We start from the raw sequence: 18,104 nt of genomic DNA, 5'->3' as shown, positions 1-18,104 counted from the left end.
GCCATCGTCTCAGGATTCGGGCGGGTCCGCGCTGCGTGCGCCGGTACCGAGGATGACACCCGGATTCAGCAACCCCTGTGGGTCGAAGGCCGCCTTGACCGCTCGCATGGTGTCGAGGTCGACGTCGGACCGGCCGAGGTGCGTCCAGGCAGTCTTGGCGCGGCCGATGCCGTGTTCGGCGCTGATGGACCCGCCGTTGGCCGCGACTACTCCGAAGACCCGGCCGGTGACGGTTTCGGCGTGTTCTTCTGGGACGTCGAGCAGGTTCACGTGGATGTTTCCGTCACCCACGTGGCCGAAAAGGATCGGGCGACAGGGGAAGTCGCTTGCCGCACCGACCTCGGCCAGTTCGGCGAAGGTCTCCGGCAATGCGCGGATGGGTACGGAGATGTCGAGTTTGACGACCGGCGTCGTACTCGACCGGGCAATCGTCTCGGTGTGGCTCTCGCGTGCGCCCCAGAGTGCTCGAGCGGGCGCCGGTTCGAGGACGGCGTCGACGAGTCCGCCGGTGTCGCCGAGCAATTCGGCCATCGTCGTCTCGATGTCGCCGACCCCGGACACCTCGAGGAGGACATAGAAGGGCCCGGGTGTCGCCGTCGGCCGACGGTGTCCGTGTTCGTGCACCAGTTCGATGCCGGCCTCGGTCATGAGTTCGGCGGCCTCGACGGTGAGGCCGCGCGACGACGCGGCGGCGATCAGTCCGATCGCATCCTCGACGTGTTCGACCGCGGCCACTGCGACGGTCGCCGTCGACGGCGGCACGACGAGTTTGAACAGCACGCGAGTGATGACCGCAAGGGTGCCCTCGCTACCGGCGAGGAGCGCCGGGAGGTCGTATCCCACATTGTCTTTCACCAGCGAGGTCCACCGGCGCAGGACGCGGCCGTCGGCGAGGACCGCCTCGATCCCGAGGACCTGGGAGCGGGTGTTGCCACGGCGGATCATGCGGATGCCGCCGGCATTCGTCGAGACCACCCCGCCCGCGGTGGCCGACTCGCGGGAGGCCAGGTCGACGGGGAAGGCCAAGCCGGCCTCGGCGGCCTTGCCGTCGATGGCGTCGACGGTGGCACCGGCCTGGGCACCCACGCAGCGGCCGACCGCGTCTACCTCGTCGATGTCGGTCATACGGGCCGTCGACAACACGATCACCGGCCGTCCGGTGTCGTTGCGTGGTGGCGGCACCGAGCCACCCACGAGTCCGGTGTTCCCGCCCTGCACGCAGATTCGGGCGCCGATGGAGGCGCACTCGCCGACGACCCGGGAGACCTCCTCGGTGGTACGCGGCCGCACCACCGCATCCGCCTCACCCCGGTACCGGCCGGTCCAGTCGACGAGGAAACCCTCGATGGACTCGGGATCGGTGAGCACGTTGCCCGCGCCGACCACCGCGCGCAACTGTGTCAGCAGGGCGTCCGCATGCGCGGACACGGCGTCAGACCTGTGCGACCGCGTCGACGACCGGCGTGGGCCCGTCGTTGAACTCGATGACCTTGTGCACCGTCTCGGGTCGTGCGAGAACCGCTGCGGCGACCGCGGCCACGTTGTCGCGACTGACCTCGTCGCCACCGCCGCGCGTGCCGCCGATGGCGATCTTGCCCGTCCCCGGCTCGTCGGTGAGTTTGCTCGGTCCGAGGATCGTCCAGTCGAGGTCGCCCGACTTCAGATAGGTGTCGGCGGCCGCTTTGGCCTCGGCATACGCGTGGAACGAATTGTCCTCGGGCACGCCGTGATCGGGACCGGCACCGAAGTAGGAGACCATGACGTACCGGTGGATTCCGACCTTCGCCGCGGCGTCCATCGAGCGGATCGCGGCGTCCCGGTCGACGGCGTAGGTCCGTGCCGGCTCACCCCCACCTGCGCCCGCCGACCAGACCACGGCGTCGTGTTCGGAGATCGCCGTGGCGATCCCGGTCGTGTCGAGGGTCTCCACATCGGCGACGACGGGTACCGCGCCGGTCTCCGCGACGTCCTGCGCGTGTTCTGGGTTTCGGATGATCGAGGTCACCTGATCGCCTCGGTCGGTCAGGATCTTCGCCAGGCGCAGCGCGATCTTGCCGTGTCCGCCGATGATGGCCACTCGGGTCACTGGTTGCTCACTTTCGCGGTCGACGTCACTCGTTCTTCTCCAACGTACCCATCCACGAACGACACCGCCCCGGCCCGAACGCGAGGTGCGTCGGAAACCGGGGCGGGGTTCGCGGTGGGTGCTGCGATCAGACGCGGGTCCGGCCGCGCCCGGTCACGAGCTTGACCAGGAACAGCAAGACGCAAGCGCCGATCAAGCAGGTGATGAAGCTGAAGATCCATCCGGCGCCCTCGACGTCGACGCCGAAGAGCTGCAGCAAGAAGCCGCCGAGGAGACCGCCTACGACACCGACGATGATGTTGAGGATGATCCCCTGCTGCGCATCGGTCTTCATGATCTTGCTGGCGATCCAGCCGGCCAGACCACCGATGATGATCCACGCAATGATGCCAATTCCCAGCATGTCTGCCTCCTAGGTAGTTGTTGCTCCTGCGTGCGTAAATCGTCCGAATCGTCCAGATCGTGCGATTTGCTACAGGACTCAAAGTACCCAGGAACCTCAGGACCAAACCTGCGCGCGTGGATCTGTGTGCACATCGAGACCGGTACGACGGTCACGCCGAGACCTTCTCCGCCGGTAAGGCCGTTCGACCTGCAGCGTCGTCGGATTCAGGGGCAGGTCACCTCGATCTCGTAGGACTTGGTCACCTTCTCGGTCGGGTTGGCGAGATCGACCCCCGACGCCTCGCCGGTGATCTTGTAGGTGGAGCCGTCCTTGTCGACCTCGGCGCTGCCCTCACCCACACCCTTCTGATAACCGAGCGTCACGCCGTCCACGGAACCGAGCCCGACCGACTCGACCTCCGGCGAATCCCCCGACGACAGCACGACGCCGACGCCCGAGGTGCCCGACCCGGAACCGATTCCGATCGTCACCTTTCCGGCGGCATCGGTGCAGCCGACGGTCTTGTCCGCCAGTTCCACCTCCTGGCCGTCGACGGTCACCTTGGCCTCCGCGTCGGTACTCCCGGAACCCGAGTCGTCCGAGCCGCATGCGGTTGCGGCGACGGCCAGTGCCGCCGCGCCGAGGATTGAAGCGATGTGCACCTTGTTCATCATGAGAACTCCTGGGCAGTCGTGAACGCCGCCGACTGGCGGACTGAGAAGAATCTAGCCCGTGAGCTGCGCATTGGCACAGAAATGTCTGAATCTCGGGACCTTCGGCACCGCAGTGGGTCTCAGGCGATCGACTGCAGTTTCGCGTCGGCCTCGATCATCACCGCACGCGTCAGATCGCGGAACTGTTCGTAGTGCCCGTGATAGCCGTATTTCGCGTGCAGACCCGGCCACCGCGTGTGGTCCGCGGCCGCGCCGATCGCGTTGGCCTCGGGGAGATATGCGGGCAGGATGTTCTGGATCGTCGGATCACGCCGGAGCCGGTGGACGGTGTCGCGGTGCAGCGACGACGACGCCCGGTACTTGGTGATGACGACACCCAGTTCGACGATGGTGCGGCCGATCTCGGCACCGAAGTCCGCGACCTGTCGCTGGATGTGCGGAATCGCGTACGTGGACAACACGTCCGGGATTGTCGGGATGAGATATCCACTGGCCATGAACAATCCGTTGAGGCTGAACGGACCGACGTTCGGCGGACAGTCGATGAGGACGTAGTCGTAGCGAGACATGATCGGGGCCAACGCGCCTCGCAGCACCTCGACGGCAGCGAGATGGTCGTCGGCGGCGACTCGGCGCGCGCTCATCTCCTCCTGCAGGTCGATCAGATCGAGCGAGGACGGGAGGAGATCGATTCCCGCGAGCCCATCGATCGACGAGACGTCCCGTTGGACGGTGCTCTCCAGGTCGAACCGCCGGGTGCCGTCGAGAACGTCGGCGAACAGGGTCGCGACGGTGTGCCCGCGGGCATTACAGGCCTCCCAGCCGTCCTCCCCGATCGTCATCGTCGTGAGGTTGGTCTGGGCGTCGAGATCGACGAGGAGCACCTTCTTGCCGAAGACGCCGGCGAGGAAATCGGCGAGGCCGGCCGTGAGCGTGGTCTTCCCGACCCCGCCCTTGAGGCTGATGGTCGCGATCACCGTCGGCATGGGATCCCCGGTCTGGTCGGTGGGCCTGCGTCGCGAATCAGACTAACCGGGTGGCACTCGCGCCGCAGCGACTCTCGACCGGTCTTGCACGATCCTCTCAGCCGGCCTTGCCGAGGGCCTCGACCGGCTTGTCGTGGTGGGCGAAGGTCGGACCGCGCCCGCCGTCCTGCTCGGCGGCCAGCTTGGTGAAGGCGTCGTGCATGACGGCCCAGTAGGTGTCGCCGTTGGCGCGACGCTTGTCGGCCCGCTTCCAGTAGCCGGGGATGCGCCGGTCCAGATTCGCGAGCTTCGCCTGCGCGGTGATGAGTTTCGGTGCGATCCGTCCGATCCGGGTCGGCTCGGGCGTACCCGTGATGCGGCGCCCGAGGAACGTCCCGCCGATGAAGAAGTACAGGCCGTGCAGCGTCTGATGGATCGCCGACTTCTCCTGTGGGTCGATCAGCGGAATCTGCACCTTGTCCATGAGAGTGTTCAGCATCATCTCGGAGACGTCGTTGAGCGCCTCGGAGAACTCCGACGGCGGCTCCATCACCGCATAGCCGTAGTCCAGCAGTTCAACCGCTTCGCCGAACGTGCGTGGGATCATCGCCTCACGGATGCCCATGATGTGTCCGATGTACGACCAGAAGATGTTGAGATCCTCGAGGTCCCGGTAGTCGTAGTGGCGACCGTAGTTGATGTCGTACATGAGGTTGGCGACGCCGAACGACGGTATCCCGCCGAACATCTCGGCGTTGGAGATCGGCACGCCATGCTGGGCGACCCACCCCTCGCCCCACTTCTTGCGCAGCATGACCCGCGCCTGGGCGTGCATGAGGCGCACGCGGACCGCGTTCTTGAACGCCGTGCCGAAGCGATCCAGCGCGCCGGGAGCCGGCAGGTGCAACCAGAATTCGGCGGACTCCAGCGACCGGTTGATCATGTTGCGCTGCATGCGCCCCATGGTTCCGACCGCATCACCCACCGAACCGCCCTGCACGGTGGCCAGGGTGTTGAGGAAGATCAGCGACGCCTTGCCTGCCGGGCTCACCCCGTTCGCGACGATCGCGCCACGATCGACACGATCCTTGGTGATCCAGGCCGGCGGATTGTCGATGTGATCGAAGAGCGCGACGAGCTCCTCAGGTGGACTGTCGATGGTGTCCAGACCGTTGTCGAGGGCGTCTTCGAACATCTGCCGGCCGGTTCGCGGGGGCAGCCTGCGGAACATCTGAACCACCTCATCCATCTCCGGGTCGCCGACCCAGAGGTGGTCCTTCGCGCGGGCGACGATGCCCTCGGTCTCGGGTAGTCGGTCCTGTACGTCGACCCAGCCGTCGAGGAGTCGATGACGAGCCGGCGTCCAGTCCGGATTGAACTTCGGCCGCAGCGCCGGGGCCGGCCGGAGCGGGCGTCCCAGCACAGGATCCACCGGGGCGTCCGGCGCAGGGGGCGGGGCGAGGGCATCGAGGTGATCATCGAGGACGGTCAAGGTGGCGCTCCGTACGGTCCGAGGTCAGTCAACTTAGTTACCTTGGTTAGCCAACTTACCTCGTGGGCGGCGGACTTCACAGGGCGAATCGTCAACTCGAGCCGGCCGCCCGACTCCTCGGGACCCGCGTCGACACGCGCGCAGAATCGCGGATTCGCATCGACCCCGTTCTGCCGACACTGTCGATATCTGTAAGAATGACGTCGCCGAACATTCTCGCCGAGACCGTGCGGACACCATCGGCACATTTCATGGAATCCGGAAACACGCACCGATCCGCATTCCCTTCGTTTCAGGAAGTACCCGCAGATCACCGGCCGCGGCCGCACGACTTCCGCGAGGGAAGGACCGTCATGACCACTCGCCCCCGGACCACTCGTCTCCGAAAGCTGTCCGCTGGAATGGGATTCGCCGCCGCCGTGGCGCTCGCCACCGCACTGGCACCGTCCGCGTCGGCAGCCCCGGCCGATGTCACCGTCTCGCCGTCGTTGGCCGGCAACACGATCACCCTCAAGGTCTCCAACAATGCGAACAAGCGGATCGGCTGCGAGATCTTCGGCGTCAAGGCCAATACCTCCCCCGCCGCGTCGGGCGTGGTTTTCGGTTACCAGACCCCGGAAGAACTCGGCGCCCTGATCTCGCCAGGTGCGTCGAAGAACGTGCCGATGAGGGTCACTGCGGGCACCCCGCCGACGCTCACGGGGTCCACGACGATCCCCGACGGGACCTACGACATCTACTGGGGTTGCGCCACCATCACCCTGCCGCCGGGCTCCGCCCGGGAACAGTTCTGGGGAACCAACCCGCCGCTGACCAACATGACCCCGACGGCGGCGGCGCCGATCCGCGTCAGCGTTCCGGGTGCCGGGCCGACGGCGCCGGCACCCGAGTCGGAGGCACCTGCCAGGCCGACCGTCCCGGGTTTCCCGAACATCGAGATCCCCGAGCAGATCTGCGCCCCGTGGGCCTGCTACCCGCTGCCGAGGTTCTGATCGCTCACCGACGCTGCGTCACAGCGGAGTCGGGTGATCGTCCTTGGTCTTCGAGCGGAACAGCATGTACCCGCCGTAGAGGGCCAGCCCGATGAGTGCGATCCAGAAGAGACCCTCGAGGAGCGGTCCGATCACCGCCAGCGCGATGAGGACGACCGCGATGATCCCGAGGACCTTCCAGAACGTGGTTCCTGAATTCGTTGATGTGCTCATGCCCCGAGTCTCCGCCCGTAACACGCGAAAAGCCACAGGTCAGACGGTATATGGGGCGAAGTTCAGGGACATCCCTGAGGTCCGTCCCTAGCGCTGGAACCAGGCCTCGGGATTGCCGTTCAGGGCCTTGGAGATCCGCAGTCGCGAGGTGTCGGTCAGGTTGTCGGGCAGTTCGTCGGGCGCGAACCAGGCGACGTCGGAGTTCTCGTCGTCGGCCGCATGCGGTTCGCCGTCGACGTACCTCGCGAGGAAACAGACGTCGAGGTAGCGCGTCTGGTCGCCGTTGGGGTAGGTGATCAGCGGAGTGACGTCGATGCTGGTCAGACGGATGATCTCAGCGGTCACGGCGGTCTCCTCGGCGACCTCGCGCAGCGCCGCGCGGGCGGGCTCCTCCCCGGGTTCGAGCACCCCGGACACGACCGCCCACTGTCCGTTGTCGACGCGCCGGGTGAGCAGCAGGCGGCCGTCGGCGTCACGGACGACCACGCTGACACCCGACAGCCAGAGTTCGCGATGACCGACATGGGCACGCAGGTCGCGGATGAAGTCAGGGATGGGCATCCTCACATCCTGCACGCCCATGCATCGGGGCGCGTCGCGGCGGCGCGCACAATGTGACTCATGAAGATCTCCCGACGGGCCGAAGAGATCGCCCCGTTCTATGCGATGGAGTTCGCGCGGAATGCGGCCGAGCTGGAAGCGCAGGGCCACCACGTGGTCAAGCTCAACATCGGCGAACCCGATTTCGGACCGCCGCCCGCGGTTCTCACGGCGGCCCGGGAGGTCAGCGACGGCCGGCCGCTGGCGTACACCGGTGCACTCGGACTCCCGGAGCTGCGGGCCGCGATCGCGGGCTTCTACGGGCACCACTTCGGTGCGGATGTCGACCCTCGACGGGTCGCCGTCACATCCGGGGCCTCGGCCGCTCTGCTCATGTCGTGCGCCGCGCTCATCGATCCCGGCGACGGGGTGATCATCGGGGATCCCTCCTACCCGTGCAACCGCCAGTTCGCCCACGCCTTCGGTGCGCGGGTCGACCTGATCGAGACCACCGCGCAGGCGCGGTTCCAGTTGACCACCGATGACGTCGAACGGGCCTGGACCGACACCACCCGCGGTGTCATCGTCGCCACCCCGTCGAACCCCACCGGCACCTCGATGCCCTACGACGAGCTGGTCACGATGACCGATCTCGTCGCCGCCCGCGGCGGCTGGTCCATCGTCGACGAGATCTACCTCGGTCTGTCCGACCCCGATCCGGACGGGCGGGCACCGCGCAGCATTCTCGCCACCGACACCCCGGGTACGGCCGAGACGGTCGTGATCAACAGCTTCTCCAAGCATTTCGGCATGACCGGCTGGCGTCTGGGCTGGTGCATCGTGCCCGACGAGCTGGTCGGGGTCATCGAACGGCTCGCACAGAACTTCTACGTCTGCCCGCCCACCCCGTCCCAGTACGCCGCGCTGGCCTGCTTCACCCCGGAGTCCCTGGCCGTCGCCGAGGACAACCGGCGCGAGTTCGCACGCCGCCGGGATCTCGTCATCGACGGACTCGCGCGGATCGGGCTCGACGTACCGGTCGTCCCCGACGGGGCGTTCTACGTCTACCTCGACGTGAGTTCGACCGGGCTGAGTTCGGCGGAGTTCTGCGACCGTGCCCTACGCGAGGCGCACGTCGCCCTCACGCCGGGAAAGGATTTCGGATTCGCCGGGGCCGATCGCTTCGTCCGGCTGTCCTATGCGGCGTCGACCGAGGATCTCGCTCTCGCGGTCGATCGGCTCGGGGCCTTCGTGCGGGCCGGAAACCCCGCATGATCCGCGGCTGACGTCGACCCCGCGGAAAGTGCATGGCCTGCAACGCTCTTCGAGCCCGGGCGACGTCGCCATGAGTACCGGCGATCTCGACACCGTGGACCCGAAGCGGATCGCGGAGAAGGCGGGCACGGTCCTGCGCGAGCGGACGGCCGCGAATCCCGGGTGAATTCGGCGTCGTCGGTCAGTTCCGGCATCACGCCGGCCGGCCGGCTGAACCCGACGACGCCGACCCCCAGATACCTGGGGGCCCACCGGTTCCAGAGGTTCCGCCGCAACATCTCCGGTGTTCGAGGGATGGCGGGAACAAAAGGTGCTCAGCGACTCTGAGTGTCATGAAGACATCGGGACCCGCGGTACGGATCACCGCACCCGACCCTGCGCCACCATCCGCTCCGATCACCGACCCGCGAAGGAACAAGACTGTGTCCATCACCTCCGAACCGATCGATTTCACCGACCTCGACGCGCTCGTCACCACCGTCGCGGGCCCCGTCCTGACGCCGACCGACGACGGTTACACCGCCGAACTAACCGGCTTCAACCTGGTGACCATCCCTGCCGCCCAGGTCGTCGTCGGCGCGACCGGCGCCGAAGACGTCGCCGCCGCAGTGCGATACGCGCGGGCCAACGGACTTCGGGTCGGCGCCCGGGCCACCGGACACGGGGCCCCGATCGAGGGGCGCGGCACCGTTGTCATCACCACCTCACGGATGACCGACATCGTCGTCGACCCGGTTGCCAGGACCGCCCGCGTCGGTGCCGGCGTCCGCTGGCGTGACCTCGCCGCGGCGACCGCGCCCCACGGACTGACCGGCCTCGCCGGCTCGTCGTCGTCGGTCGGCGTGGTCGGCTACCACCTCGGCGGCGGCCTCAGCCCGCTCGGACGCCGATTCGGTTGGGCTGCAGACCATGTCCGATCGATCGAACTGGTGACCGCGGACGGGATCATCCGAACGGTCGACCCCTCGGCCGGTTCGGACCTGTACTGGGCGATCCTCGGTGGACGCGACGGCTTCGGTGTCGTCACCGCCATCGAGTTCGATCTCTTCGAACTCCCCACCGTCTACGGCGGCGGCATCTTCTTCGCCGGCCCGGCGGCGGCCGACGTGCTCCACGCCTGGCGTGAGTGGGCGCCGACCCTCCCGGAGGAGGCCGGTACCTCGGTCGCGATCCTGCGCCTCCCGCCGGATCCCGGCCTGCCTGCCCCGCTGCAGGGCCGGCTCGCGGTGCACGTCCGCTACACCCACACCGGCGACCCGGCCGCCGCGGCAGCGCTTCTCGCCCCGATGCGCTCGGCGGGCCCCATTCTTCTCGAGAACATCGACGTGCTGCCGACCGCCGCTCTCGACGCCGTTCACATGGACCCGCCCGGCCCGATGCCGTCCGCCGAGCGCGGCAGCATCCTGCGCGAGTTCCCCGCTGCGGCCGTCGACGCCCTCCTCGAGGTCGCCGGACCGCACGTCGCGAGCCCCCTGGCCATCGTCGAGGTCCGTCTGATGGGCGGTGCACTGACGCGGCCGCAGCGCGTTCCCAACGCGGTCGCCGGACGCCACGGCGCCTTCAACGTCATCGCGATCGGTGTGCCCGCCGGCCCCCTCGGCGACCAGGTCGGATCGCATCTGACCGCGGTCACCCAGGCCGTCTCACCGTGGTCGGCGGGTGCGCTGCTGAACTTCTGCGGACTCGGTGCCGCCGAACGCGAGCAGCTCTGGACACCCGAGCAGCGGGTACGCCTGGAGACGATCCGCCGCCGTCATGATCCGACCGGGGTCCTCCGGGTGGATGATCCCAGCTTTGTGGGATAGACATCGGTGCAGCTCAGGAACATGATTGCGGAATGACATCGAGCCTGACCGCCGAGCGCGTGCGCCGCGACATCGAAGTCGTGGCGCACGCCGGCCTCGGCCTCGACGACTTCTTCGCGGAAACCGTGGATTCGTTGCGCCGTGCGGTCCCCGTCGATGCCGCCTGCATCGGCACCTTCGACCCCAACACCGTGATGCTGACCTCCGCCCGCAAGTACGGGGACCTGCTCGGTCAGGACCGCAAGGACCCTCAATGGGGTCTCCTCGAGTACGGGCAGGTCGAGCCCTCCAGTTACCGAGAACTGGTGGCGCAGAAGCGCGATGCCGTCGGCCTCAACCTCCTGACCCGGGGCCGGACCCAGCAGTCCGAACGCATGACGCAACTCATGATCCCGGAGTACTGCTTCCACGACGAGGCGCGCGTCGTGCTCCGCGACGGGGACCGGGTGTGGGCCGGGATCGCGCTGTTCCGCAGCGGAGCGGGCTGCCGACCGTTCACCGAGGACGAGATCGACTTCCTCGGCTCGCTGTCCCAGACGCTCGCCCACGGGGTTCGGATCGGATTGCTCAGCACGGTCGTCGCCGAACAGCGCCCCTCGATCACCAGCGGACCCGCCGTGCTGATCATCGATCGCAACAACGAGATCGTGCAGATGAGCGCCGGCAGCCAGGAGCGCATCGACGACCTCGCCGCCGGACCGAACAGTGCAGCGGCGGCCAACCCCATCTACGGCCTGATCGGTGCCGCACGACGCTACGGCGCAGGCGAGACGCAGGTACCGCCGCGTCTGCGGGTCCGCGGCCGGTCGGGAATGTGGCTCGTCATCAACGCATCCCCGCTGTCCTCGGCCGACGGCCGTCCGGGCGAGGTCGTCGTCACGATCGAGGAGGCGCGCCCGCCGGAGATCATCCCCCTGGTCGTCGAAGCCTTCGGGCTCACCGCGCGTGAGCGTGACGTGACCCAGATGGTGTTGCAGAACGTCGCCACCAAGGACATCGCCGCCACCCTGCACGTGTCGGCGTACACGGTGCAGGATCACCTGAAGTCGATCTTCGACAAGGCCGGGGTCCGGAGCCGTCGCGAATTGATCGCCCGCGTCTATTTCGACCAGTACGCACAGCGTCTCAACGATCCGCTGACGCCGTCCGGCTCCTACGCGTCGGCCGAGTAACCACAACTTACCTGCACATTCCCGGAGGGTCCGCATCGCGGACCCTCCCTTTTCCGTCCGCAGACCACCCGACTCGGTCGGTCGTCTCACAGTGAGACGTTTGTTACCTGCATCACACGGTTGTATCGAAGTCGCTCCAGTCCATACGGGCCGGCACACCCGTCGGCTCCCTCTAAGAGGAGGCGCACTTTGAGCAGGCAGAGCTTGACCAAAGCACATGCGAAGATCACCGAGTTGTCCTGGGAGCCGACCTTCGCAACCCCGGCCACTCGATTCGGAACCGACTACACCTTCGAGAAGGCCCCCAAGAAAGACCCGCTGAAGCAGATCATGCGGTCGTACTTCCCGATGGAGGAGGAGAAGGACAACCGTGTGTACGGCGCCATGGACGGCGCCATCCGCGGCAACATGTTCCGCCAGGTCCAGGAACGGTGGCTGGAATGGCAGAAGCTGTTCCTGTCGATCATCCCCTTCCCCGAGATCTCGGCGGCCCGCGCGATGCCGATGGCCATCGACGCGGTACCCAACCCCGAGATCCACAACGGGCTGGCTGTGCAGATGATCGACGAGGTCCGTCATTCGACGATCCAGATGAACCTCAAGAAGCTGTACATGAACAACTACATCGACCCGGCCGGCTTCGACATCACCGAGAAGGCCTTCGCCAACAACTACGCCGGCACCATCGGCCGCCAGTTCGGCGAGGGCTTCATCACGGGTGACGCCATCACCGCGGCCAACATCTACCTCACCGTCGTCGCCGAGACCGCCTTCACCAACACCCTGTTCGTCGCAATGCCCGACGAAGCGGCCGCCAACGGCGACTACCTGCTCCCCACCGTCTTCCACTCGGTGCAGTCCGACGAGTCGCGGCACATCTCCAACGGCTACTCCATCCTGCTGATGGCCCTTGCCGACGAACGCAATCGTCCTCTGCTGGAACGTGATCTGCGGTACGCCTGGTGGAACAACCACTGCGTCGTCGACGCGGCGATCGGCACCTTCATCGAGTACGGCACCAAGGACCGCCGCAAGGACCGGGAGAGCTACGCGGAGATGTGGCGTCGGTGGATCTACGACGACTACTACCGCAGTTACCTTCTGCCGCTGGAGAAGTACGGGCTCACCATCCCACACGATCTGGTCGAGGAGGCCTGGAACCGGATCACCAACAAGCACTATGTCCACGAGGTGGCACGCTTCTTCGCCACCGGCTGGCCGGTCAACTACTGGCGCATCGACGCCATGACCGACAAGGACTTCGAATGGTTCGAGGAGAAGTACCCCGGCTGGTACAACAAGTTCGGCAAGTGGTGGGAGAACTACAACCGCCTCGCCTACCCGGGCCGCAACAAGCCGATCGCCTTCGAGGACGTCGGCTACGAGTACCCGCACCGCTGCTGGACCTGCATGGTGCCGTGCCTGATCCGTGAGGACATGGTGGTCGACAAGGTCGACGACCAGTGGCGCACCTACTGCTCGGAGACCTGCCACTGGACCGACGCGGTCGCCTTCCGCGATCACTACGACGGCCGGGACACCCCGAACATGGGACGGCTCACCGGGTTCCGCGAATGGGAAACCCTGCATCACGGCAAGGATCTCGCCGACATCATCGAGAACCTGGGCTACGTCCGCGACGACGGCAAGACCCTCATCCCGCAGCCTCACCTCGACCTGGACCCCAAGAAGATGTGGACGCTCGACGACGTCCGCGGCAACGTCTTCAACAGTCCCAACGTGTTGCTGAACGAGATGTCCGACGCGGAGCGGGATGCGCACATCGCGGCGTATCGCGCGAATCCCAATGGGGCCGTGCCGGCCTGACGGCACGCAGGTGAGCGTCCCCTCCGCAGGGTCGCTCGCACGCTCGCTCCTCAGGGAGCGGTGACGACCGCAAGCCGTCGCCTCCCCCAGCTCCCTGAGGAGCGCAGCATCTCCCCCTTTCAGACAGGAGTTCCAGTGGCCGACACACATCGCATCAACTTCGCCCCCGTCGACATCGAGATGGAGGTCACCGAGGACGAGTCCATCCTCGACGCCGCGTTCCGGCAGGGTATCCACCTGATGCACGGGTGCCGCGAAGGCCGGTGCTCGGCGTGTAAGTCGTACATGCTCGACGGCGACGTCCAGATGGACGACTACTCCACCTTCGCCTGCAACGAGGCGGAGGAGGCGGAGGGTTATGTGCTGCTCTGCCGGTCCTACGCCTACAGCGACTGCGAAATCGAACTGCTCAACTTCGACGAGGACGAGTTGCTCGGGGGCGCACCGATCCAGGACGTCCGCACCCGGGTCGCCGCCATCGAACCGGTGACCAAGGACATCGTGTCGCTGCGCCTCGACGTGGTCGAACCCGAGACCTTCGAGTTCAAACCCGGTCAGTACGTAGACCTCTCGGTCCCAGGCACCGACGAGAAGCGCTCCTTCTCGATCGCAACCACCCAGGCCACCCCGGACAAGCTGGAGTTCCTGATCAAGAAGTATCCGGGCGGTCTCTTCGCCGGCCTCCTCGAGAAGGGACTGGCTCCCGGCGACGAGATCATGATCAACGGTCCGTACGGGTCGTGCACGCTGCGCAACGGCCATGTGCTGCCGATCATCTGTATCGGTGGCGGAGCCGGCATGGCTCCGTTGCTCTCACTGCTGCGTCACATCAGCGAGACCGGCCTGAACCGGCCGGTGCGTTTCTACTACGGTGCCCGGACCCCGGCGGATCTGTTCTATCTCGACGAGATCGCCGCGCTCGGCGAGAAGATCGCCGACTTCCGGTTCCTCGCCTGCCTGTCGGAGTCCGCCGACGGCGCACCCGACGGGGTCGAGGTCGCGCAGGGCAATGTCACCGACATCGTCGAATCTCGCGAATCCGATCTCGCCCGAACGGAGGTGTATTTCTGCGGCCCCCCACCCATGGTCGATGCGGCTCTCGCTCTCGCCGACCAGCATTCGGTCCCCCGGGACCAGACCTTCTACGACAAGTTCACCAGCCCGGCTTTCGACTAGAAGTCGCTTAACGACAGGAACGAAAGGTATGTCCGCACCCACCGCACCGAAATCCTCACCTGGATCTCCGCAGCGCGAACGTAGTTTCCCGACCATCGAATTCACCGACGCCGAAGCCGGCGCCAAGGAATTCCCGAGCAGCAAGAGCCGCAGGTACAGCTACTATCAGCCGGCCAAGAAGCGGGCAACGGTCTATGAGGATGTCACCGTCGACGTACAGCCCGACCCGGAACGTCACCTGACCCAGGGCTGGATCTACGGCTTCGGCAACGGTCCAGGCGGTTATCCGCAGGAGTGGACGGCCGCGAAGTCGAGCAACTGGCACGCCTTCCTCGATCCCAACGAGGAGTGGGAACAGACCATCTTCCGCAACAACTCGGCGGTGGTCCACCAGGTCGATCTGTGTCTGCAGAATGCCAAGCGGGCCCGCGTGTACGACGGCTGGAATCCTTCGTGGCTCAAGTTCATCGAGCGCAACCTCGGTGCCTGGATGCACGCCGAGAGCGGCATGGGCCTGCACGTGTTCACCTCGATCCAGCGGTCGGCGCCGACCAACATGATCAACAACGCCGTCGCGGTCAGTGCGGCGCACAAGCTGCGTTTCGCCCAGGACCTCGCGCTGTTCAACCTCGATCTCGCCGAGGCCGAAGAGGCCTTCGACGGGTCGGCACACAAGGAGGTCTGGCAGTCGGCGCCGGAATGGCAACCGACCCGCGAAGCCGTCGAGCGGCTGACCGCGATCGGCGACTGGGCGAAGCTGTTGTTCTGCACCAACATCGTCTTCGAGCAGCTCGTCGGGTCGCTGTTCCGGACCGAGCTGATCATGCAGGTCGCGGCGCGCAACGGCGACTACATCACCCCGACCATCGTCGGCACCGGTGAGTACGACTACGACCGCGACCTGAACTACACTCGGGCCCTGTTCCTGATGCTCTCCCGCGACGAAGAGTACGGCGCGCAGAACCGGGCACTGTTCGGCGAGTGGCTGTCGGAATGGGTGCCGCGCTGCCTCGACGCTGCGCGTGGGCTGCAACCGATCTGGTCGCAGCCGGCGGACAAGTCGGTCACCTTCGCCACGAGCCTCGAGGCCGCGACCGAGAAGTTCCGTGACGTCCTCAAAGCCATCGAAGTCGACATCCCCGAGGAGCTGAACCAATGAGCAGCATGCAATTCGGCGCACAGACCGAGTTCTCCAACATGTGCGGCGTCACCCTGATGAACACGCCCATCGGCCGCGTCGTCGCCGACGTCATGGGCGCCAAGGAGGGTGTCGAACTCACCGAGTACCCGTCGATGATCCGCGTCGACGGCGTCAACCGGCTCGAGTTCGACTACGACGAGCTCACCGACGCCCTGGGTCAGGAGTTCGACGGATCGATCTTCGAGGAGATCAGCTCCACCCACTACGGGCGAATGGTGCACCTCGACGACCGGACCTTCCTGTTCGCGAGCCCCGAGGACGCCGCCGAGTTCATCGGGTTCGATCTCACCGCGTCCAGCTGAGCGCAGGCCCCACCCCCGATCTGCGTCGTGGCCGCCGGCGAGGACCCCCGGCGGCCACGACGCACCCCAGAAGTCCCCGCCGGCAACAACTCTCGATCCCCGCCAACCCCATCGGATGCAGCCCGCTTCCACCGAGAACGATCAAGGAGTCATCGATGTACGAGAAGAATGGCGACAAGTACTTCATCGTCGACGCACACGTCCACCTCTGGGACGCCCGTGAATCCAATCAGCGCAACATCCACGGCAAGCAGTTCATCGATTGCTTCTACGATTACCACCGCAATCTCAGCCCCGAGGAAGAGGTCTGGGACTACGACACCTACACCTACTACGGTCCCGACCGGCTGATGCGCGACCTGTTCGAGGAGGGCCCGGCCGATCACGCCATCTTCCAGGCGACGATCCTGAAGGACTTCTACGTCAACGGTTTCGCCCAGGTCGACGACTCGCTGAAGCTGTGCGAGGACAACCCGAAGCTGCTCACCTACAACCACGCCTACGATCCCCGCCACGGCGAGGCCGGCCTCGAGCAGCTCCGCAAGGACGCCGACAACATGAACCTCAAGGGCGTGAAGCTGTACACCGCCGAATGGATCGGCGACTCACGGGGTTACAAGCTCGACGACGCCTGGTCACGCCGCTACCTCGAGGAGTGCATCAAACTCGGCATCAAGAACATCCACATCCACAAGGGACCCACCATCCGGCCCCTCGACCGGGATGCCTTCGACGTGGCCGACGTCGACAAGGTGGCCACCGACTACACGGATCTGAACTTCATCATCGAGCACGTCGGCCTGCCGCGGCTCGAGGACTTCTGCTGGATCGCCACCCAGGAGTCCAACGTGTTCGGCGGTCTCGCCGTGGCGATCCCGTTCATCCACACCCGGCCCCGGTACTTCGCGCAGATCATCGGCGAACTCCTCTACTGGATCGGTGAGGACAAGATCCTGTTCGCCAGCGACTACGCGCTGTGGACGCCGCAGTGGCTCGTGGAGCGGTTCGTCGACTTCCAGATCCCGGAGGACATGACCGAATACGCCCCGATCACCGTCGAACAGAAGAAGAAGATCCTCGGCCTCAACGCGGCAGCGCTCTACCCGCACATCGAGGTGCCGGAGGAACTCAAGCTCCCGACCAGCGCCGCCGATCCGGAAGTCGAGGTGGCCGCCGGCGCGAAGGACGTGGTGACGGCATGACCACGATCGCACCTCCCCCCGGTTATGTCGCCGATGCCGCGACGGACCTCGAGCGCGACGTCCTCGCCGCGCTCGACACCGTCCTCGATCCCGAACTCGACCAACCGATCACCGAACTGAGATTCGTGCGGTCGATCCTGATCGACGAGGTGGGCGTGACCGTGCACCTGCGTCTCCCGACGTCGTTCTGCTCGCCCAACTTCGCCTACCTGATGGGGTCGGATGCACTCGACGCGCTCGAGGACGTCAACGGCGTCGGGCAGGTCCGGGTGCTGCTCGACGATCACCACGACAGCGACAAGATCAACGCCGGACTCGACGCCCGCGCCGGGTACAAGGGCACCTTCGGCGTCGAAGCCCTCGACAGTCTCGACGAGCTGCGTCTGACCTTCCAGCGCAAGGCCCACACCGCCGCGATGGAACGCTGTGTGGCCGCCGAGATCGCCGCCGGGCGCGTCACTGTCGCCGAGGTCGATCGGCTGGCGCTGCGCGATCTGCCACGCGGGCACCACAAGGCGGCGCTCCTGCGACGCCGGATGGAGCTGGGTCTCAGCATCTGCCCCAACAGCCTCGTCGTCGTCGACGAGGATGGGCATGCGCTGCCGGCCGACCAGATCCCGATGCGACTGAGATTCGCACGGTCCGTGCGCATCTCGATGGAGGGCAACAGCCACTTCTGCCGCGGTCTGCTCGCCACCCGCTACGCCGACGACGACCAATGCGACGGGGCCAGCGGCCCGGTCATCACCAACCTCCGCGAAACCCCTCGCGCACACCCCCGAAGCGAACAGGAGTAA

18 protein-coding genes are annotated in these 18,104 nt (G+C 66.3%); 10 read left to right on the top strand and 8 right to left on the bottom strand.

Annotated elements, in window-relative coordinates; translation table 11 throughout:
- Positions 1 to 9: 9 nt before the first annotated feature.
- From C5O27_RS09810 to C5O27_RS09785, 6 genes are all read right to left on the bottom strand, one after another.
- Positions 10 to 1,428: an FAD-binding oxidoreductase gene (locus tag C5O27_RS09810; protein ID WP_006360112.1), complete on the bottom strand. Its 1,419-nt coding sequence runs from the start codon at positions 1,426 to 1,428 to the stop codon at positions 10 to 12.
- 4 nt (positions 1,429 to 1,432) lie between these two features.
- Entirely contained in the window at positions 1,433 to 2,086 is a 654-nt protein-coding gene (locus C5O27_RS09805; RefSeq protein ID WP_006360113.1) for an NAD(P)H-binding protein, read from the bottom strand.
- Positions 2,087 to 2,213: 127 nt separating this feature from the next.
- Positions 2,214 to 2,489, bottom strand: coding sequence for a GlsB/YeaQ/YmgE family stress response membrane protein (locus tag C5O27_RS09800; RefSeq protein WP_035755099.1), 276 nt, complete (start codon positions 2,487 to 2,489; stop codon positions 2,214 to 2,216).
- A gap of 206 nt (positions 2,490 to 2,695) precedes the next feature.
- Complete coding sequence (locus C5O27_RS09795) at positions 2,696 to 3,145, bottom strand: lipoprotein LpqH (protein ID WP_006360115.1); 450 nt, start codon at positions 3,143 to 3,145, stop codon at positions 2,696 to 2,698.
- Positions 3,146 to 3,264: 119 nt separating this feature from the next.
- On the bottom strand, positions 3,265 to 4,131 hold the full coding sequence (locus tag C5O27_RS09790) for a ParA family protein (protein WP_006360116.1): 867 nt from the start codon (positions 4,129 to 4,131) through the stop codon (positions 3,265 to 3,267).
- Positions 4,132 to 4,228: 97 nt separating this feature from the next.
- Complete coding sequence (locus C5O27_RS09785) at positions 4,229 to 5,602, bottom strand: oxygenase MpaB family protein (protein ID WP_127962608.1); 1,374 nt, start codon at positions 5,600 to 5,602, stop codon at positions 4,229 to 4,231.
- 353 nt (positions 5,603 to 5,955) lie between these two features.
- On the opposite strand from C5O27_RS09785, the gene C5O27_RS09780 reads away from it, so the two are divergent.
- Entirely contained in the window at positions 5,956 to 6,594 is a 639-nt protein-coding gene (locus C5O27_RS09780; protein ID WP_006360118.1) for a hypothetical protein, read from the top strand.
- An 18-nt stretch (positions 6,595 to 6,612) separates the two neighbouring features.
- Here the strand turns inward: C5O27_RS09780 and C5O27_RS09775 are convergent, their stop codons facing one another.
- Together C5O27_RS09775 and C5O27_RS09770 are read right to left on the bottom strand one after the other, a co-directional pair.
- The gene (locus C5O27_RS09775; RefSeq protein ID WP_006360119.1) at positions 6,613 to 6,807 is read right to left on the bottom strand and encodes a hypothetical protein; all 195 of its coding nucleotides are present in this window, start codon (positions 6,805 to 6,807) and stop codon (positions 6,613 to 6,615) included.
- An 87-nt stretch (positions 6,808 to 6,894) separates the two neighbouring features.
- Positions 6,895 to 7,368, bottom strand: a complete 474-nt coding sequence (locus C5O27_RS09770; RefSeq protein ID WP_006360120.1) for an NUDIX hydrolase — start codon at positions 7,366 to 7,368, stop codon at positions 6,895 to 6,897.
- Between the two features lie 60 nt (positions 7,369 to 7,428).
- On the opposite strand from C5O27_RS09770, the gene C5O27_RS09765 reads away from it, so the two are divergent.
- From C5O27_RS09765 to C5O27_RS09725, 9 genes are all read left to right on the top strand, one after another.
- Positions 7,429 to 8,622, top strand: coding sequence for an aminotransferase class I/II-fold pyridoxal phosphate-dependent enzyme (locus tag C5O27_RS09765; protein WP_127962607.1), 1,194 nt, complete (start codon positions 7,429 to 7,431; stop codon positions 8,620 to 8,622).
- 422 nt (positions 8,623 to 9,044) lie between these two features.
- Entirely contained in the window at positions 9,045 to 10,427 is a 1,383-nt protein-coding gene (locus tag C5O27_RS09760) for an FAD-binding oxidoreductase (protein WP_127962606.1), read from the top strand.
- A 32-nt stretch (positions 10,428 to 10,459) separates the two neighbouring features.
- A complete protein-coding gene (locus C5O27_RS09755) occupies positions 10,460 to 11,599 on the top strand; it encodes a LuxR C-terminal-related transcriptional regulator (RefSeq protein ID WP_127962605.1) in 1,140 nt (379 codons plus the stop codon).
- A gap of 189 nt (positions 11,600 to 11,788) precedes the next feature.
- A complete protein-coding gene (locus tag C5O27_RS09750; RefSeq protein ID WP_006360124.1) occupies positions 11,789 to 13,426 on the top strand; it encodes an aromatic/alkene/methane monooxygenase hydroxylase/oxygenase subunit alpha in 1,638 nt (545 codons plus the stop codon).
- A 135-nt stretch (positions 13,427 to 13,561) separates the two neighbouring features.
- Positions 13,562 to 14,602, top strand: coding sequence for a 2Fe-2S iron-sulfur cluster-binding protein (locus C5O27_RS09745; protein WP_006360125.1), 1,041 nt, complete (start codon positions 13,562 to 13,564; stop codon positions 14,600 to 14,602).
- Between the two features lie 28 nt (positions 14,603 to 14,630).
- Positions 14,631 to 15,761 (top strand): aromatic/alkene monooxygenase hydroxylase subunit beta, encoded by a 1,131-nt coding sequence (locus C5O27_RS09740; protein ID WP_006360126.1) that lies wholly within the window; start codon positions 14,631 to 14,633, stop codon positions 15,759 to 15,761.
- Entirely contained in the window at positions 15,758 to 16,105 is a 348-nt protein-coding gene (gene mimD, locus C5O27_RS09735) for a propane 2-monooxygenase effector subunit MimD (protein WP_006360127.1), read from the top strand. The genes C5O27_RS09740 and mimD overlap by 4 nt, the downstream gene beginning before the upstream one ends.
- Positions 16,106 to 16,260: 155 nt before the next feature.
- A complete protein-coding gene (locus tag C5O27_RS09730; RefSeq protein ID WP_042377352.1) occupies positions 16,261 to 17,307 on the top strand; it encodes an amidohydrolase family protein in 1,047 nt (348 codons plus the stop codon).
- Positions 17,304 to 18,104, top strand: a complete 801-nt coding sequence (locus C5O27_RS09725; protein WP_127962604.1) for an iron-sulfur cluster assembly protein — start codon at positions 17,304 to 17,306, stop codon at positions 18,102 to 18,104. Before C5O27_RS09730 ends, C5O27_RS09725 begins: the two co-directional genes overlap by 4 nt.

This window comes from Gordonia alkanivorans, from assembly GCF_004011905.1.
GTDB classification, from domain to species: Bacteria; Actinomycetota; Actinomycetes; order Mycobacteriales; family Mycobacteriaceae; genus Gordonia; species Gordonia alkanivorans.
Note: the sequence above shows the minus strand (reverse complement) of the source record. Positions and strands in the feature narration are given on the sequence as shown.

Bases quoted from the DNA above. Each gene is read 5' to 3' on its own strand.
- C5O27_RS09765 (WP_127962607.1), top strand. From the start codon at position 7,429: ATGAAGATCTCCCGACGGGCCGAAGAGATCGCCCCGTTCTATGCGATG.
- C5O27_RS09775 (WP_006360119.1), bottom strand. From the start codon at position 6,807: ATGAGCACATCAACGAATTCAGGAACCACGTTCTGGAAGGTCCTCGGG.
- C5O27_RS09740 (WP_006360126.1), top strand. From the start codon at position 14,631: ATGTCCGCACCCACCGCACCGAAATCCTCACCTGGATCTCCGCAGCGC.
- C5O27_RS09755 (WP_127962605.1), top strand. From the start codon at position 10,460: ATGACATCGAGCCTGACCGCCGAGCGCGTGCGCCGCGACATCGAAGTC.
- C5O27_RS09770 (WP_006360120.1), bottom strand. From the start codon at position 7,368: ATGCCCATCCCTGACTTCATCCGCGACCTGCGTGCCCATGTCGGTCAT.
- mimD (WP_006360127.1), top strand. From the start codon at position 15,758: ATGAGCAGCATGCAATTCGGCGCACAGACCGAGTTCTCCAACATGTGC.
- C5O27_RS09730 (WP_042377352.1), top strand. From the start codon at position 16,261: ATGTACGAGAAGAATGGCGACAAGTACTTCATCGTCGACGCACACGTC.
- C5O27_RS09725 (WP_127962604.1), top strand. From the start codon at position 17,304: ATGACCACGATCGCACCTCCCCCCGGTTATGTCGCCGATGCCGCGACG.
- C5O27_RS09790 (WP_006360116.1), bottom strand. From the start codon at position 4,131: ATGCCGACGGTGATCGCGACCATCAGCCTCAAGGGCGGGGTCGGGAAG.
- C5O27_RS09800 (WP_035755099.1), bottom strand. From the start codon at position 2,489: ATGCTGGGAATTGGCATCATTGCGTGGATCATCATCGGTGGTCTGGCC.
- C5O27_RS09780 (WP_006360118.1), top strand. From the start codon at position 5,956: ATGACCACTCGCCCCCGGACCACTCGTCTCCGAAAGCTGTCCGCTGGA.
- C5O27_RS09795 (WP_006360115.1), bottom strand. From the start codon at position 3,145: ATGATGAACAAGGTGCACATCGCTTCAATCCTCGGCGCGGCGGCACTG.